This is a genomic window from Clostridium malenominatum, assembly GCF_039521365.1.
GTDB lineage: Bacteria > Bacillota > Clostridia > Clostridiales > Clostridiaceae > Clostridium_AW > Clostridium_AW malenominatum.
In genome coordinates this window covers 964,579-982,977 of record NZ_BAAACF010000001.1, presented here as the reverse complement: position 1 = coordinate 982,977, position 18,399 = coordinate 964,579, and the positions used below count along the sequence as shown (strand labels likewise).

Genomic DNA, 18,399 nt, shown 5'->3' with positions numbered 1-18,399 from the left:
TATGTTATAATTTAGAGTATAATAATTATTTCATAAAATATTATGCTCAGTAGTCCAGATAAATTAATATAAAAATTTGCAAGGTATAGGATGGTGCTTATGAAGAATAAAAATTCCAAACACAATATAGTAAATAAAACTAAATTAATTTTTATTCCTTTAATTGTTGCCTTAATTTCTATTTTAAGTGTGAGTAGCGCTACTTTTTATATAAGCAAAACCTCATTGTTAAAACAAATGAATGAAGATGGAATAAACCTTGTAAAACAAGTGGCAAATCAATTATCAGATAATCACAATTCCTTAGAAACAATTAATGAAATGTTGGAAGATAAAATAAGAGTAGCTTCAAATGTACTTATAAAAAACCAAAATAATTTAAGTAATGAATTTTTAAAAGACCAATTAAAGAAACTAAAGGTGGATGAATTACATTGGATGAACAAAGAAGGAAAAATACTTTATTCAACAGTGGAAGGATACATAGATTGGATACCATATAAAGGTCATCCCCTATATGATTTTGTATTAAGTGATAACCTAGAGCTAATGGAAGCTATAAGGCCGGATGCAAAGTTTGGCAATTTTATGAAATATGGTTCTGTAAAGAATATAGATGGAAATTTCGTACAAGTAGGTATTTTAGCAAATAATATTGAAACGTTAACTAAAAAGTTTTCTTATCAAAATCTTATAGAAGGTTTGATGAAAAAAGAGAATATTATCTATGCACTTTTAGTGGACAATAACTTAAAGGCTATAGCAGACAGTAATAAAGAAAATATAGGAATTATTTATAAAGACGATGAAACTTTAAAGGAGGCTCTTAAAGGAAATACCTTTGCTAAAGAATGGTATTATGATAAAACTCAGTCCAAGGTTCTTGATATAGCAATTCCTGTTTTCCTTGAAGGCAAAATCACAGGAGCTATTAATATAGGACTTTCTATGAACCAGGTTTACTTGTTAATATATAAAAACTTTTTCATATCTTTAATTATTACAATTTCTATGGGTGCCATTCTTTTTATAATAATGCGCAAAAACATTATTGAACCAGTAAATAAATTAAATGAAAATATTATGGAAATAGATTTAGAAAACAATTTAGATTATAGATTACCTTTATTTAAAAATGACACCTTCTTTGGAATTTCTTATTCCATAAACAAAATACTTAATGAAACCTATATGTATTTTCATAAGCTTATGGAACATCAAGTAGAATTAAACGTATCAAACGAGGAGTTATCTGCAACCTATCAACAATTGTCTGCGTCGGAGGAAGAATTAAGGGCTCAGTATAAGGAAATACAAAGTTATACAGAAAAATTAGAAAATCTAACCGAAAAATATAACATTGCCATTAAAGGTACAAATAGCGCAGTATGGGAAATCGACTTAGAGTCTAATACTATATGTCTTTTTAATGAATTCAAAAATATTACTGATGTTTCTTTCCATGGAAAAGAAGATTTGCATAAAGTCTTTGATAAAATTTTTTATTCAGAAGATAAACAATTATTAATAGAAGAGTATTTAAAATATAAACGTAACAAGACACAAGAAATTTATTATAAAATACGCACAAAGTCTACTGATGAAAATTTTAGATGGATATTAATCAACGGAAAAGGTATATTTGATTCACTAGGAAATATAAAGCAGCTTACTGGAATTGCTCTTGATATAACAAATCTAAAAAAACAAGAAGAGCATATAGAATATCTAGCCAACCACGATGTTTTAACTGGTCTACCTAATAGAAGAAGTTTTATAAAAAAATTAGAGGAACAGTTAAATGCAAAAACACAAGGTGCTATAATGCTTTTAGATATTGATAATTTTAAAGCAATAAATGATTCCTTAGGACATATATATGGAGACATAACCTTAAAACAGGTGGGTGAATCTCTTATTAAGATTTCAGGTGAAGAAATATTTGTATTTAGATTTGGTGGAGATGAATTTTTAATTCTTTTACCTAATATACAATGCACAAGCACCATAGAAAAATATGCTAATAAAATAATGGATTTGTTTAAAAATATATTTTTAATTAAAGATAGTGAATTCCATTTAAGTTTTAGTATGGGTATTACACTATATCCACGTGACGGAGAAGATACAAATCAATTGCTTATGAATGCCGATACCGCCATGTACAAAATAAAAACTACTGGCAAAAACAATTATGCCTACTTTAATAAAGAAATGGTGGAGGAACTAAACGAAAAAATTAAAATCGAAAAAATGTTAAGAGATGCCTTAATAAAAGAAGAATTTGTACTAGTGTATCAACCACAAATTTCTTTAGAAACAGGTTTAATAGCAAGTTTTGAAGCTCTTCTTAGATTAAAAAATTACAATATATCTCCTTCACTTTTTATACCTATCGCTGAAGAATCAGGACTTGTACTAGAAATAGGACGATGGGTAGCAAGAGAGGTGATACATCAATTAGCAGAATTGAAGAACAAAGGTTTTCAATTAAAACCAATAGCAATAAATCTTTCTGCAAAACAAGTAAATGACAAAAGCTACATCTCCTTTATCAGAAAAACTTTAGAAGAAAATGATGTAGACTCCAAATACTTGGAAATCGAAATAACAGAGAGTATATTGTTAAAGAGAACATCCGACTCAATAGAGTTTCTTAATAATCTAAAGGAAACTGGTGTTAAAATTACTTTAGATGATTTTGGCACAGGTTATTCCTCCTTATTTTACTTAACTTTTGTACCCGTTAGTAAGATTAAACTAGACAAATCTTTAAATGATAAACTTTTAGAATTAACTGAAAGACAAGTTATGGAAAAGTTAATTTCTTTAGCACATAGCTTAAATTTAGAAGTCACCGCGGAAGGAATAGAGAAAATAGAACACTATAGATACCTTAGATTAAGTGGGTGTGATTATATTCAAGGCTATATTTTCAGTAAACCTTTATATATGAAAGAAATAGAAAAAATATACTATGATAATTTTTTAGATAAAATATAGCATAACAAAAGCAGTAGAAAAACCTACTGCTTTTGCTATGTTACTGTAAAACTATTATTTCCATGCAATTTCCTATAGGAGGTATACTTCGTGTAACTGCTCCATCATAATAAGCTACTATCTCAGCGCCTTTTTTTAAATCTTTATAGGATAATTGTTTTTTATCTTTTGCATTTATTATTTTTGTATTTTCGTTGATGTTAAGCCTTATTACATCATATCCAAACTCCGTAACTTTTTTACCTTCTAAAAGAATAGCTCCTCCATTTTTATTATGGGTTAAATCACTTATTTTTCCTTGAGTAGCTAATAAGTCTTTCTCTACTTTACCTAAAATCACTATTTTTTCAGCCATATATATAGTAGTTGAAAATCCTTTTAAATTTATAACTCCATCTTTTTTATAAAAGTACATTCTTATTTTGTTCCACTCTTTTATATCCTTAAGAGATACTTTTTTTCCTTCTTCATTTACTATCTCAGTTTTTTCTGTAATAAAAGTAAAGGTGGAGTCATCCTTTGACTTTATATATGCAGTTTTTTCATCTTTTAAATTAATTATGCTACCTATCTTTTGTTCTGCAATGCCTATAGTGTCATTTTCCTGTGAAACTATAATTTTTTCACCATAGGATATAGGTGGAAGGCTTAGAGTAACAGCTGGCCCGTAATAAGCCTTAATTTTCATGCCCTTTTTCAAGTCATTTTTAGTTAGCTTTTTTCCATCAAACTCATTAACTATTTCACTTTTATCATCGATAGAAATATTGATATCCTCCATGAAAAGCATTATACCATTTTTATTTTCTATTATATTTAATATTTCTCCACTAGCACTGTTACTAATTGGTTTTACTTCACAAATCATAGGTAGATCATTTTTCAAATCCTTGGCCGCCGAAACACTTCCCATAGGTAATGCTAAAGTAATACAAGTTAATATTAAAACTACTTTCCTCTTAATCATTATTTTTCCTCCCTTGGATTATTATTCATAACTATATTACGATTATAAAATCAGAAAGTATCAATTCTTTATTTTGCAGTTCAATCAAATAAATTATGCCAGATACGTTTTAAACGCATCTGGCATTTTAAAATTGAAATTACACTTTTAGTTTACAGGTATTACTAGTTGTTGTCCTATAAGGATTAAATCAACATTTTTAATATTGTTTATTTCTGCTATTTTTTTATAAGGAATGTTGTACTTTTGTCCTATTAAGTATAAGCAATCTCCTGCTTTTACTGTATATACAACCTTTTTATCTACTGGCTTTAATTCAGGGGTTGTAGCTGGCTTAACTCCTGATTCTAAGAAGCTGGCTTTAACTACTGAAAGATTTTTAACCTGTCTTAAGTCATTTATTAAAGCATCTCTTATTGGTAGATTAGTATCCTTTAAGTTTTTAGCCCCTTTAAAGTCATAGTTATCTCCACCTGTAGCCATAAAATCGTTAGTAACAACTGTATAGTACTTGTTCATATCAACTTTTGAACCATCTTTTAAAGTCATTTCGTATATTCTATCTCCCATAGGCTGCTTTAAGTCGTACTTAACCTTTACTCCTGAAATAGCTACCCATCCTATAGTTTTGTTATCTATACCATTTTCTATAACTCTCTTTAAGTCTGATCCCTTTAATTCCATTGTAAATAGTGTATTATCAAAAGGCATAAGCTCATATAGCTTTCCTACAGTGATGTTGCCTTTTTCTACTGGACATCTAAGTCCTCCACCATTTGTTATTGCAATTTGTGAATTAGCAGTCTTAGCCATTACTTCAGTAACCCATTCGCCAAGCAATGAAGGTCCGTTGAATCTATCGTGGGTTAAATCCTTATCTGTAGTTCCTACTACTTCATCTAACTTAGCTTTTGAAGCTTCTTCGTATTTACTAGCTATTGCCTTTCCTGCTTCATCCTCTGGTAATGTTTTAACTGCTGCTGATAAATCGATGAAAGCTGGTTCTATAACTACCTTATTAGTCTTAGTATTGAAAGCTACTTCTAGTTTTACATATGCTCTACCATTTTTATTTCCTTGAACTACTGGAATTTCATTAACCTTTCCTGATACAGGCATGTGTGTATGAGCAGAAATTATAGCATCCACTCCAACATTTGCCTTAGCAAGGTCTGCTGCTTCTCCTGTGATTTCTTTAGTTTTTGAATCTTGCTCTGAACCTAAGTGAGTTAAAGCTATAACTACATCAGCTTTTCCTTCTTTTAATTCACCACTTCTTAATTTTTCGCTCCATTCCTTTGCTGCCTTTACAGGATCTCTAAACTCTAAACCTTCTACAATTGTTGGTTTAGTTTTGTAAGTAGTTTCTGGAGTTGCAAGTCCTATAAATCCTACCTTTAAGCCATCCATTTCTACTATTTTATATGGTTTTGCCCAATCAACTGGCTTTCCTGATTTCTTATCATATATATTTGATGCTAAGAAATCAAATCCTCCATCCTTTGACCAGTTAGTTATTTTATCAGCACCCCAGTCAAATTCATGGTTTCCTAATGCTGAAGCAACTAAGCCTAGCTCTTTTAGCATATCAGTTATAGGTGCTCCATAATTTAAATTAGAAAGAGCTGTACCTTGATATAAGTCTCCCCCTGCTACAACTATAGTGTTTTTGTTTTCCTTTTTAAATTCTTTTACAGCCCCTACAAATTTAGCTATTCCCACATCTTTTCCTGATTCTTTTACTATACCGTGATAGTCGTTAAAAGATATAATATTTACTATCTTAGTGTCTTCTCCTGCTGCAGATACCGTAAGCGGTGTAGCAAAGCTTAATACCATGACTAATGTTATTAACCAGGATGTCCATTTCTTAAGTTTAAACTGTTTAAACATAAAACTTCCCCTTCCTATCCCTCATTGTTTTATTTTTCCTTGGAAAAATAATGGTATTTATAGTACCATTATACATCCTTTACAGAATGCTGTAAATTAATATAGTGGAAGTTAGCTAAATAAAAATGAGTTAGTTTAAGAACTTATCTTCTTAAACTAACTCATTTTTTTAATTTACTACAAAGCCTTTTATTTTTAGTTCTTTATGTTTTCTAAAATCAATAAAATCCTCATCACATTGTAGTAATGGCTGTGATAAATTATTTATATCTATATTAATTATTTTACATACTTTATTATTATTAAGTACCACATTCTCTCCAAAATAATAATTTATTATGCCTTCAATAAATATATTACAATAATTATAATCAAGTTTTCCTAAGCTATAACCTTTGATAATTTCTAAAGCTTTAAAAGGATTCACATCTTTCTCCTTCTCCCTATTTGAAATTATATCGTCAAAGGTATCTGCAATTGCTATAATTTTTGCAAACTTATGTATTTCATCATCCTTTAGTCCCAGTGGATATCCTGAACCATCTAATCTTTCATGATGCATTACTATGCCATATTTTACAGATTTACTTAAATAAGCTATATCTTTAACCAAGTTATAAGCTATCACAGGATGATTTTTTATATTTTCCATATCTATGCTAGAAAGCTGCCCTGGTCTGCATATTGACTTATTATTTATTTTAGTCTTCCCAAAGTCGTGTAAAATCGCTGTATACAATAATAGATTTAACTCTTCTCCAGAAAATCTCAACCATTTTCCCAAAAATAAACTAAGTAATGATACGTTTACAGAGTGCTTAAATATGCAGTCTTCTTTACTTCCCTCCATAATTATATTTTTAACTATCATCCTTGGAGAAATCAACTCATCAATTATTCTTTGAGAAAAATTTCTAAGATCATTTATATCTGTTTTACCATTAAGTTTTATTTTTTCAAACATGTTTTCTAGTTGATAGGCAAAGTTTCTAAGAGTTTTTCTAACTTCCTTTAATTCTTTATTATAATCTAGCTTTTTATTTTGTTTAATTATTTCTTCACCATCAACTATTAAAGCATTTTCTAAATAGACATCCCTTAATTTTTTTATTATACTTTGAGTAATTCTTGTCCCTTTTACTACTAGAACGTTATTATTGACTACTATTTCCTTTGCTACAATCATACCTTCCCTTAAATCATTAATACTTATAAGAGCATCTTTATTCCCCATATATAATAACCTCGCTTTAATATAATAAACTTACTCATCTCCCTTTATAAACCTTGCTTATATCTTCATCGTAATAAGTTAGTTAATTTTTATTATATAATAAACTACAATAATATTCTATATTTTTAGCAATAATTATAATCAAAAAATAAATTAAATTTAAAAATCCATTAAACTTAAATTCTACGGTTGTGGTTTTGATTCTTATCATAAATGAGCATAAAAATAGAGCATAGGTAGATTTATAGAAATCTATCTATGCTCTATTGATTTAATTAAACCTTAAACTTTGATACCCCTGCTTTTAGCACCTCAGCACTTTTCTTTGATTTTAAAGATTGTTCTAAAACATAGTTTGATTTAGAATTTATCTCCGATACTTTATTTGCGATGTCTGTAGTTCCTCCCGCTCCTTCGCTAGCTGCTTGCGCCACTCCATCTATAGTTTTTAGTACATCACTTATGGAAGCCAAAAGTTCTTCTGAAGTTGAACTAAATTCCGCTACAAGATTATCAACAAACTCTGCATCTTTGCTGTATTTATCCGCCACATCAAGCATAGCTTTATAATCATTTTGTACATCAGTATTCATAAATGCTAACAATTTACTTGAGCTTTCTGAAAGGGTTTTTACTGACTCTATTACCTTACCTGTTGTATTCTGAATTTCTATTACTGTATCCTTGGATTGTTCTGCCAGCTTTCTTATCTCTTCAGCTACCACTGAAAATCCTCTTCCTGCTTCTCCAGCCCTTGCCGCTTCAATGGCAGCATTTAAAGCTAGAAGATTTGTTTGTGATGTTATCTGCATTATAGATTCTGAAAGAAGATTTATTTGCTCCACAACCTTTGATGATTCGATTGCTTTTTCTAGCTCAGCTTTTGAATTTATAAATATTTCATTAGATTTTTTTTGAGAAGCTTGTACATTCTTCCTTGTTCCTTCTGCTCTTTTATTTATTTCTCCTGCTTGGACTGCACCTTCTTGTGATTTTTCTGCAATGGAATAAACTGCTCTTTCAATTTCCTGGGAGGTTGCCATCATTTCTTCTGCTGATGCCGCAGACTCTTCCATACTTGCAGATAATTCTTCTGTAGTTGCTGATGCTTCCTCTATACTTTCATTTAAATCCGATACGTTATTTTTTACAATATCTACAACATTTGAAATTAAATCCGTTTCATCCTTTACGTTTTTAACTAGGGTTTTTACAGAGCCCTCCATAATATGTAAACCCTTGGCAATTCCACCTATTTCATCTTTTCTTTCTAAAAAATGCTCTGGTACATTCATTGTAAAATCACCTGTAGCCATTAACTCTAAATGATTTACTACAATCCCTAAAGGCTGCGCTATATTCTTTGATATTACATAGGTAAATGCTATTCCAATTATAAGAGAAACACCTATCAATATTAAAAATAAATTTACCGTTCTTCTATATTCCATGCCATTTTGTAACTTTAATTCTCCTGACATTTTTATATTATAATTATTTAACTCTCTAACACTTGTTTGATAATCTTCTAATGTATTTTTGTTCTTAATAAAATAATCATATGCTTCATTTTGTTTATCAGCTTTCACCATATCCACCGCTGGAAACAAAACATCTCTCCATTTAACTAAATTATCTTTAACCGAGTTATATAGCTCCCTTTGTTTATCATCCTTTGACAAGCTTTCTAATTTTGCCATATTATCTTCTATTGTTTTTTTTCTTATAGAAATATCTTCATATATTTCTTCTTTTTCCTTTTTATCTTTACTTAAAATTACGCTTAACAAATTTGAACTATTGGCACGCGTTTGAGTTCTTAAATCCGAACCTATTTCAATGGATTTTAAATAATTTTCATACATATTTGTCATGTCATTGTTTGCTTTCTGCATATTAATGTATCCAATGCCTGCAATCATAGAAACTAAAATTAACATAACAAGGAATAACATAAATATTTTTGTCCTTACTTTAAACTTGCTTAACACAATTTATCCCTCCTTGAATTTTTATTACATATTTCTACATCATTTAATATTATTTTACATTTTCCGCATAGTAATATCAATATTTATTTAGCTACTATAAGGTATATTATAGGAATAAATTAATTTAAAAAACATATTAAACTTTACTTTTCACAAATCCCTCACATTTTCACCAATAACTTATCACATTTAAAATATAAACTTAATCTATCAATAAATTAATGAGGGAGGAAATCAAATTGAATAAGAAGTTAAAGAAAAAATCAAACATACGTCTTATTACTCAAATTATCTTATTTATAGTAGTATTATTAATTACAATAAACCATACCTTAGCGGAGAAAGGCGGAGGATTCTCTTTTATACCTTCTGCATCTCTTCACGCAATATGCCCTTTTGGAGGAGTTGAATCTATTTATAGATTTATAACAGTAGGAAGCTTACTTCAAAAAATTCACGAGTCATCCTTTGTACTTATGTTTATTGGATTAGTTGTAGCAGCATTTTTTGGTGCTGTATTCTGCGGATGGCTATGCCCCTTTGGCTCCATACAAGAATGGATTGGCAAAATAGGTAGGAAGCTCCTTGGAAGAAAATATAATTCATTTATTCCTTATAAATATGACAAATACCTTAGATATTTAAGATATTTAGCTTTAGCATGGGTAATATACATCACAGCTGTAACTGGAAAGCTTGCTTTTTCGGACATAGATCCTTATTCAGCACTATTTCATCTATGGACTGATGAAGTTGCCCTTGGAGGAATTATAATACTTATAATAGTACTTATTGATTCACTATTTATAGAAAGACCTTGGTGTAAATATCTCTGCCCTTATGGTGCAATCCTAGGAATTACTAATAAATTTAGGATATTTAAAATAAGAAGACATGAAAATACTTGTATATCATGTAATGCTTGCAATAAATCTTGCCCAATGAATATCAATGTGGCTAGTAGTTCAATAATCAAAGAACATCAATGTATAGCTTGCATGAAATGTACCTCTGAAGAAAGTTGTCCTGTAAAAAATACTGTTGAATTTAAGATTAATAAAAAATTTATGGCACTTACACTAATAGTATTGTTTTTCGGTGGTATAGAAGTTTCAAAATCCTTAGACCTTTGGCAAACCGAATCCTCAAAAGTCCCTGTTGCCTTTAAAGAAGGGGCGTTTAAAGGCGAATTTAATCCAGCTGATATACGAGGTTCTTATAGTTTTAGTAATGTGAGCCAATCCTTTGATATCCCCCTTAATGCCTTAGTAGAAGCCTTTGTAGTAGATGAAAAGGAAGCCCAAACCTTTAAAAATAAAGATTTAGAAACTAAGTATGCAAATTTACCTAATGAAATTGGAACTGGTTCTGTAAGGCTATTTGTAGCACTATATAAAGGATTGCCCTATGATTTAAATGAGGATACCTATCTTCTTGAACCCGCTGTAAAAATACTTAAGGAAAAAGGAAGTCTTACAGAAGAGCAAATCAAATATATTGATAATCATGTTGTAAATTTAGTTACAAAATAATTTTAAAAAATAAAATGCGTTAGTTTTAAAATATCAATTCATTGCACTAACGCATTTTTTTATTTATTTTTTAAGAAGGCATGTACACATGAATTTATGGATGTTAAACTAATAGGGTTAATAATAATATTTTTATATTATATATGAAGAAAGGAATAGGACAATGAAAAAAATTATTATTATTTTTACTGGCGGAACAATAGCTATGAAAGAAAGCGAAACCACTCACGCAGCTGTGCCCGGACTTACAGGGGACGACATTATAAAACTTACACCTGGTATTGAAAAAATCGCAAATATAGATTTCTTAAACTACGGCATGCTTCCGGGACCTCACATGACTCCCGAAAAAATGTTTGAACTATCAAAAATAATAAAAAGCAAAGTTACCTCCGAGGGCTATGATGGGGTGGTAATTACTCATGGGACAGACTCCCTAGAAGAAACTGCCTACTTAGTGGATCTTACTTATAAATATCCTAACCCAGTAGTTTTCGTGGGTTCTATGAAAAACAGCTCCCAATTTGGTTGGGACGGCCCTACTAACTTAATAGATGCAGTAAATACCGCCGCATCAGATGAAGCATATAATAGAGGGGTTATGGTAGTTATGAATAATGAAATCCATGCCGCTTCTCAAGTTACCAAAACCAATACACATACCCTTGATACGTTTAAAAGCATGGATTTTGGCCCTATTGGTTTTGTGGACAACAACAAAGTATACTTTTATTACAGTTATACAAAAAGCCAATACATTCCAGTAGAAAAAATTAATAGTCAGGTGGATATAATAAAATGCGGTTGCGGTATGGACGACCGTCTTATAAGATTTTGTGTAGATTCAGGTACGCAAGGTATAGTTATAGAGGGAATGGGAAGAGGAAATATTCCTCCTAAAATGGTCAGTGGCGTGGAATATGCTTTAAGTAAAAATATTCCCGTAGTTTTAGTTTCACGATGTCTTATGGGAAAGGTTCTTGATGACTACGGCTATGAAGGCGCTGGACGAGAGCTTACCCAAAAGGGTGTAATACTCGGAGATAATCTTAATGGACATAAAGCGAGAATTAAACTTATGGTTGCTCTTGGATACACCAATAGCATATGTGAACTAAAGGATATTTTCGAAAAAAACTATTATTAATAACTATAAAGTAAACTAAGAGACGGTTTTCACTGTCCTTAGTTTACTTTAAATATATGCAAAACTAAAACAACATAAATATACCCATCCTACTAAATTTTATATAACATCCATTTGCAAGTTTGTAGTTCATATTTAACCTCAAACTGCTTTTGCACATTATCTATTAAACTTTGACATCTAAACAAGAGCATTGGATTTCCTGCTAATTTTTCAATTTCCCTACTAATAATTTTATCTACTTTTATTACCATTTCTGTTTCATTCTCTGTTTGAAGCCTAAATTTCAAAGGCCTCACATCACCTTTGTTATCAGTATAAGAAACTACCTCAATTGGACGTGCTACAATTTTCATTATAATACCACCTTCCCTTATAACATAGAACTCATTAAAGGATAGTCTTCTTCTCCTATTCCTCCACACATGGAACTTAAACCAGAATGAAGAAAGCATGACCTCACAATGGATTTATTGCCAAATCTTAACCTAATCTCATCAACTACCTTATCTAGCTTTCTATTCTTATCATAATTAAATGTATCTAGTAAAGAATATTGATGGTAGTCATTATTACAAAAATCCGTTATATGAACCCCTAAATGCCTTATTGGATTACCCTTCCACACATTATCAAATAAATAGGAAGCTACTTCATATATTTTTCTAGTAGAGTCCGTAGCTGTATTTAACTTCTTCTGTCTCGAATAGGAAATTAGGTCAGAACCTCTTATGCTTACGGAAACTACAGTGCAGCAGTTACAGGAATCTCTTAGCCTCATACTTACCGTTTCGCATAAAGATAACAATATCTTATGCGCTATTTCTCTATCCAAAACATCAAAAGCTGTTGTTGTAGAATTTCCTATACCCTTCATCTGTATATAGTTGCTCCTTCTCACTTCTGAATCATCTATACCATTGGCATAATTCCATATCAATTCACCATGACTCTTAAAAATGTCCCTTAGTATATTAACATCATAGTTGGCTAAATCGCCTATGGTGTTGATGTTTATCTTATGTAGTTTGGGCGCTGTGGCTCTACCTACCATGAACAAATCTTCAACGGGAAGTGGCCACATCTTATCCTTTATCTCCTGAGGGAATAAAGTAATAATTTTATCAGGCTTCTTTAAATCCGAGGCCACCTTCGCAAGGAGTTTATTGCTTGATATTCCTATGTTTACTGTAAACCCTAACTCCTTTTTTATTCTCTCTTTTATGGTTTCAGCAAGTTTCATATAGTCTGGATATAAATGCTCCATATTAGAAAAATCTAAAAAACTTTCATCTACACTGAATTTTTGAATTTGAGGAGTATATTCTTGTAATATCTGATGCATAGATGAACTACATTTCATGTAAAGGGAGTACCTTGGTGGTACAACCACTATATCTGGGCACTTCATTCTAGCATTATACAAAGTTTCTCCTGTCTTTATATTAAACTTCTTAGCAGGCATTGATTTTGCCAATACAATCCCATGCCTACTTTCCTCATTACCACCTACTACTGATGGAATTGTTCTTAAATCCAATTCTTCTCCTTGTTGAAGCCTATATGCCGCTTCCCAAGAAAGATAAGCGGAATTAACATCGATATGAAAAATTAATCTACTCATAATAAATCACCTCAAGAACATTAGTTCGTATATTATATTATATACTATATTTCCATATTTTATAATAGGTTTTGAAAAAATATTTTTAAAATCAAAAAGTCTACCCCTAGATTCACTCCACGAGGTAAACTTATAGTTACTATTTATATTAAATCTTGAATTTTATTATCATTTCTCTAAGTTTCTTTACCATATCAGACTGGTATTGTGATGATTTTACTATACTATTCATATGCATAGTTGTTTGTTCTACATTAGCTAAAATTTCTTCAGAGCCCGCCGCTGCTTCCTCTGCCGTTGCTGACACATTTTCTATAGCTTTATTAACCTGCATCATTGATTCCATGGTTAAAGTCATTGATGTAGATGTTTCTTTAGACATTACCTTTATTAAATCAGCATCTTTTTCATACTGTTCACCTGTTTCTGCCAAAAACTCATAATCTGGCTTAACATTATATAGCATAAAATCAAGCAATTCCTTTCCGCTATCTGACATATTTTTAAATGCCTTCTCTATACGACTAACTATATTTTGTATGCTGGATACTGATACAGAGGACTGTTCTGCTAATTTTCTTATTTCATCAGCAACTACTGCAAAACCCTTTCCTACCTCCCCAGCTCTTGCAGCTTCAATGGCCGCATTTAGCGCTAATAAGTTTGTTTGTTCTGCTATACTTGCTATGGAGTCAGCCATTATCCTAATTTCTCCAACTATTTTGCCCTCTTCCATAGCTTTAACTATGTTTACTTCTTTTTCACTATAAACCTTATTACCATTTTCTAGAGCTTTTACCGCCTTATCTTTTATTTTTATAGCTCTTTCTTTAATGATTTCTGCTGAATCATCTGTTTCTTTAGCTCTATTTACAAGTTCATTCATAGTAGAGTTAATTTCTTCTGATGAGGCGTTAATTTCTTCTGTGCTAGAACTTAAATCTTCTGTACCTTGGGATATTTGCTTAGTAAGTTCATTTACAGTTTTAATATCAAGGGTTATTTCTTCTATAGTAGAATTTAATTCAACAGAGCCACTTAATACCTGGTCCGTTGTATGTGTTATTTCTTTTATTAAATTTCTTAAACTTTCTATCATTTTATTATAAGAATTAGCTATTATTCCAATTTCATCATTACTATTAATCATTATTTTAGAAGTCAAATCTCCCTCATTATCTGCTAATTCACTTAATCTCTTTGATATCTCATTCAAATTAGAGATTTTTCTTCCTAATATCAAAAATGTAATCATTAAAAATACACCCAATACACCCAATAACGCATTAGTGGTAATTATACTTATATCTAAAGCTTTTTTCATTTTACTAGTTTCATTTTCTGCTCTGGTATTCATTTTATTTATAAACTCATCAATAGGTTGCATAATTTCACTCTTATGCTTATCATAACTTTCATCAAACAATAAAGTTCTCGCTTTTTCAAAGTCCTTATTTTCTACAGCCTTCATTGCTTCATCTTCAATAATTACTAAATTGTCAGAATTTTTCTTAGCCTCCTCAATTAAATCTAATTCTTCCTCAGGTGCATTTAGTTCCTTTAATTTTTCTACTACTCTATCTCGTGTTTTAGTCTCTTTTACCTCTCTCCAATAGTTATCGTAATGTTTTTTATTCCCAAATTGAACATAACTTCTCACTTCATTGGTTAAGTAGTCTGATGAATTAACCAAGTCTATACCTAATTGTTTAAATTCTGCTTGCCTTTTAACAGCAACTCTCTCATTAGCAAAATTTTTGTTTAACAAATATGTATTGACCGCTATTATTAATAGCAAGGTAATGAATATTGAACTAGTTAATTTAATAAATTTTGATATAGACATTTTACCACCCCATTAAATAGATTTCGTCAAATAATGACATTATAATACATTATTATCGTAACTATATAATGGTTATTTAGTAAATTCTGCACATTTTTTTATGTAATTATTCCCAATTGTAACTATCCACAAATAAAAAAGCCCATCTATTAGATGAACTTTTATAAGTTTTAATTAGATTTATCTCTAATTATATTTACCAAACTTTCTATTATTTCTTCAACTTTTAAATTGCCACGGTCGCTAACCATGCCTAAAGTAGCAAAGCTAGTCATAGTTTTAAATAATACTGGATTGTTTAGTTTTTGAAACTTTGGCGATAATGAAACTATATGTTCCTTTAAATAGGGATATTTTTCAATTAACTCTCCAATTTTTGTATCAGCATTAATTCCAAATTCATTTTCTTTTAATACTATTTCTTCTTTGGGCTTTGATTTTGAACTATTATCCCAAGTTAATAAACGCTGACTTCCTGTTAGACTTCTTATGTGAGTCACATCTTGCATCATTTCTAGTACGCCCTTAAAGTTACCATTTTCATCTCTAACTGCATTATATATAATGTAGATAAACTTTCCTCCTATTTCAAGCCAAAATTCTGCCTCACTTTGTTCACCATTTCTAAAAGCTTCAATTATTTTTTCTACAGTATCAACACTTTCACGAGGGTGACAATTCTGAACCTTTCTTCCTATAACTCCTGCGCTTCTAGGGAAAATCCTATGTTTTGTGTCACTATAAAACTTTACAATTTCATTTTCATCCACATAGGATAAGTCCATTGGCAAATGCTTAAAAATAAGGTTAATTCGCTCTAAGGTTAGAAGCCCTTGGCTAACATTTAACTCTTCACTTTCCTTAGATTTTGATATTATTCCATGCTTATTTAGAACTTCTGTTAAATCTTTTAATAATTCTGAGCTGACCTCACTGGTATTCACAACTCCAGACTCAGGCTTGTTGAAAGCTGGGGGACTATCTATAAGGCAGTACCCAATTTCATCATCCCCTATCCTCATTTTTACAAAGTCCTCTTCAGTCAAAAGTTCCATGGAAGTAGGGAAAAGTATCTCATTTTCTTTTACTATCATATCCTTAATCATTTCTATAACTTCTTTTTGTAATTCCAAGAACTCTTCATCTTTGTTATCTTCAAGCAAAGCTTTTGACTTGCTTATTGCAGATTTAATATTATTATCAAGAGTCCACATTACCTTTGAAGGTTTATCGAAACCCTTTCTTTCTAAAGCAGAAAATAATTGATTTTGTTTTCTACTTAAATGTATGTTATATTCACTAAGCTTATCATATATTTCTAGCCATTGATTCTTTATAAATTTTTTATTTAGCATCTCATCCATATCATTAAGAACATTTGTAATTTCTAAATTCTCATCCTGGTAAGTTCTTATAGGATGGCCTTTAGGTAGATTTAACTTTGTTGAAACTAATATACCTTCATATATTTCTAATATTTCATCCATTCTTTCTGCCAAAACATCATCTGATATTCCAAAGGATTGCATATGTTGTTCAGCTATAGCAAACTCTTCTGCAGTTACCTTATGAAAAGAAGAAGACATCTTCTTTTTAGCCTCTTCTAAGGTAATCACATTGTTAAGATAATCAAGCTTTATATCCAGCATCTTTTTAATTTTTGAATTATCTATATTATTTAAGTGACTATTCATTTCAATATTCCCCAAGTCATTGGAAGGAAAAAAGTAAGCATGGTATTCTTCGTCACTTATTTTTTCAACATATTTATCAAAACCCTTTGCCTCCATCATTTTATACATTGGAAAGGGCTCGAAGTCTTTAATCACATGTATTCCCTCATTAGGTTTTAAAGTCTCCAAGGTTTTAGTAACACAATCTCTAAAGGAGTCATGCTCACCTCTACCATCTATAGTTATATAAGTTATATCTTTTTTCATAGAAATTCTCCTTTCTCTTATCTAGGATTAATTGATAATGATTATCATTTATATTTATATTGTACCATATCTCCTTTTCAAGGTAAACAACTTAATATATACTATTTGAAAAATTCATATTATTAATACAGATATTTAGCAAAAATAGAGTGGAATAATAAATATCTTTTGTAGAATAATAATTCTGAAGGTATTTCTTAATACCTTATATAACTTTTGTAGAGATAAGGAGATGTGGAATTATGAGCAAAAACAAACCAGATGATAGAAGAGATAACGTAGAGAAAATCCAATATAATATCAGCAATACTATAGAAAACTATAGACTTACAGAAGAAACCATTGCAAAAACTGAAGATAACAAAATGAAAAATTCCTTAGAAGAAAAAAACGAAAGAAGATTAGATGCCCTTGAGGGTATGAGAAGCGAAATTAAAGATGAAGCAATAAATGAAAAAATTGGAATAAATAAATAAAAACTACTTTTGAAAAATAAAAGCGACAGGTATATAAAACCTGTCGCTATACTTTAACCCTATATCCAACTCCCCATAGAGTTTCAATATACTGTGGTTCTGATGGGTTTGCTTCAATTTTTTCTCTTATTTTTCTAACGTGCACTGTAACGGTCTCGCTATTTCCAAGGGAATCAAGACCCCAAATTCTCTCAAATAGCTCATCTTTCCCAAAAACCCTATTAGGGCTTTGAGCCATAACATATAACAATTCAAATTCCTTTTGTGTTAGAGTAACCTCTTTCCCATTTATAAACACCTGTCTCGAGTCTTTAAGTATTTCAAGTCCTCTGATAACTATATTTTTCTCTCTTGGCTTGTTGGAAAACTTATTTCTCATTCTCTCATAATTTTGAAGGTGTGACTTAACCCTAGCCACTAGCTCTCCAGGACTAAAAGGCTTAGTTATATAATCATCAGCCCCAAGGCTTAATCCTTTTATTTTATCGATTTCTTCTTTTTTAGCAGAAACTATTAAAACGGGGATATCCTTATTTTCACTGATAGTCCTCAGAATATCCAAACCATCGATCTTAGGAAGCATAATATCTAAGATTATCAGATTATATTCATTTTGTTTTATTTCATTTAAAGCACAAACCCCATCCATACATATTTTTACTTCAAAGCCCGCAACCTCTAAATAATCTCTTTCAAGTTCTGCAATGCTTGGGTCATCTTCAACTATTAATATTTTTTTCATAAAC

At 30.5% G+C, this 18,399-nt stretch carries 13 protein-coding genes; 4 read left to right on the top strand and 9 right to left on the bottom strand.

Translation table 11 applies throughout. The features are described 5' to 3' along the window. The first annotated feature begins 99 nt into the window (after positions 1-99). Entirely contained in the window at positions 100-3,003 is a 2,904-nt protein-coding gene (locus ABDZ69_RS04900) for an EAL domain-containing protein (protein WP_343767238.1), read from the top strand. A gap of 40 nt (positions 3,004-3,043) precedes the next feature. On the opposite strand, the gene ABDZ69_RS04895 is transcribed toward ABDZ69_RS04900, so the two are convergent. From ABDZ69_RS04895 to ABDZ69_RS04880, 4 genes are all read right to left on the bottom strand, one after another. Then, positions 3,044-3,970, bottom strand: coding sequence for a hypothetical protein (locus ABDZ69_RS04895; protein ID WP_343767235.1), 927 nt, complete (start codon positions 3,968-3,970; stop codon positions 3,044-3,046). Between the two features lie 147 nt (positions 3,971-4,117). Beyond that, on the bottom strand, positions 4,118-5,863 hold the full coding sequence (locus ABDZ69_RS04890; protein ID WP_343767233.1) for a 5'-nucleotidase C-terminal domain-containing protein: 1,746 nt from the start codon (positions 5,861-5,863) through the stop codon (positions 4,118-4,120). Between the two features lie 169 nt (positions 5,864-6,032). Continuing rightward, positions 6,033-7,097, bottom strand: a complete 1,065-nt coding sequence (locus tag ABDZ69_RS04885; protein WP_343767230.1) for an HD-GYP domain-containing protein — start codon at positions 7,095-7,097, stop codon at positions 6,033-6,035. Between the two features lie 275 nt (positions 7,098-7,372). Then, a complete protein-coding gene (locus ABDZ69_RS04880) occupies positions 7,373-9,091 on the bottom strand; it encodes a methyl-accepting chemotaxis protein (RefSeq protein ID WP_425544641.1) in 1,719 nt (572 codons plus the stop codon). A 236-nt stretch (positions 9,092-9,327) separates the two neighbouring features. Between ABDZ69_RS04880 and ABDZ69_RS04875 the strand changes: the two genes are divergently transcribed. Together ABDZ69_RS04875 and ABDZ69_RS04870 are read left to right on the top strand one after the other, a co-directional pair. Beyond that, complete coding sequence (locus ABDZ69_RS04875) at positions 9,328-10,620, top strand: 4Fe-4S binding protein (RefSeq protein WP_343767227.1); 1,293 nt, start codon at positions 9,328-9,330, stop codon at positions 10,618-10,620. Between the two features lie 163 nt (positions 10,621-10,783). Beyond that, the gene (locus tag ABDZ69_RS04870) at positions 10,784-11,767 is read left to right on the top strand and encodes an asparaginase (RefSeq protein ID WP_343767226.1); all 984 of its coding nucleotides are present in this window, start codon (positions 10,784-10,786) and stop codon (positions 11,765-11,767) included. A gap of 92 nt (positions 11,768-11,859) precedes the next feature. Here the strand turns inward: ABDZ69_RS04870 and ABDZ69_RS04865 are convergent, their stop codons facing one another. From ABDZ69_RS04865 to ABDZ69_RS04850, 4 genes are all read right to left on the bottom strand, one after another. Then, a complete protein-coding gene (locus ABDZ69_RS04865) occupies positions 11,860-12,123 on the bottom strand; it encodes a hypothetical protein (protein WP_343767224.1) in 264 nt (87 codons plus the stop codon). 17 nt (positions 12,124-12,140) lie between these two features. Continuing rightward, positions 12,141-13,391 carry a DNA polymerase Y family protein gene (locus tag ABDZ69_RS04860; protein ID WP_343767222.1) on the bottom strand — a complete coding sequence of 417 codons (1,251 nt, stop codon included), beginning with the start codon at positions 13,389-13,391 and terminating at the stop codon, positions 12,141-12,143. A 148-nt stretch (positions 13,392-13,539) separates the two neighbouring features. Further along, a complete protein-coding gene (locus ABDZ69_RS04855; RefSeq protein ID WP_343767221.1) occupies positions 13,540-15,237 on the bottom strand; it encodes a methyl-accepting chemotaxis protein in 1,698 nt (565 codons plus the stop codon). A gap of 170 nt (positions 15,238-15,407) precedes the next feature. Next, positions 15,408-17,177 carry a PAS domain-containing protein gene (locus ABDZ69_RS04850; RefSeq protein ID WP_343767219.1) on the bottom strand — a complete coding sequence of 590 codons (1,770 nt, stop codon included), beginning with the start codon at positions 17,175-17,177 and terminating at the stop codon, positions 15,408-15,410. A gap of 242 nt (positions 17,178-17,419) precedes the next feature. Here ABDZ69_RS04850 and tlp point away from each other — a divergent pair, with 242 nt between their 5' ends. Then, positions 17,420-17,653 carry a small acid-soluble spore protein Tlp gene (gene tlp / locus ABDZ69_RS04845; RefSeq protein WP_343767217.1) on the top strand — a complete coding sequence of 78 codons (234 nt, stop codon included), beginning with the start codon at positions 17,420-17,422 and terminating at the stop codon, positions 17,651-17,653. 46 nt (positions 17,654-17,699) lie between these two features. Here the strand turns inward: tlp and ABDZ69_RS04840 are convergent, their stop codons facing one another. Next, on the bottom strand, positions 17,700-18,395 hold the full coding sequence (locus tag ABDZ69_RS04840; RefSeq protein ID WP_343767215.1) for a response regulator transcription factor: 696 nt from the start codon (positions 18,393-18,395) through the stop codon (positions 17,700-17,702). Positions 18,396-18,399: the final 4 nt, after the last annotated feature.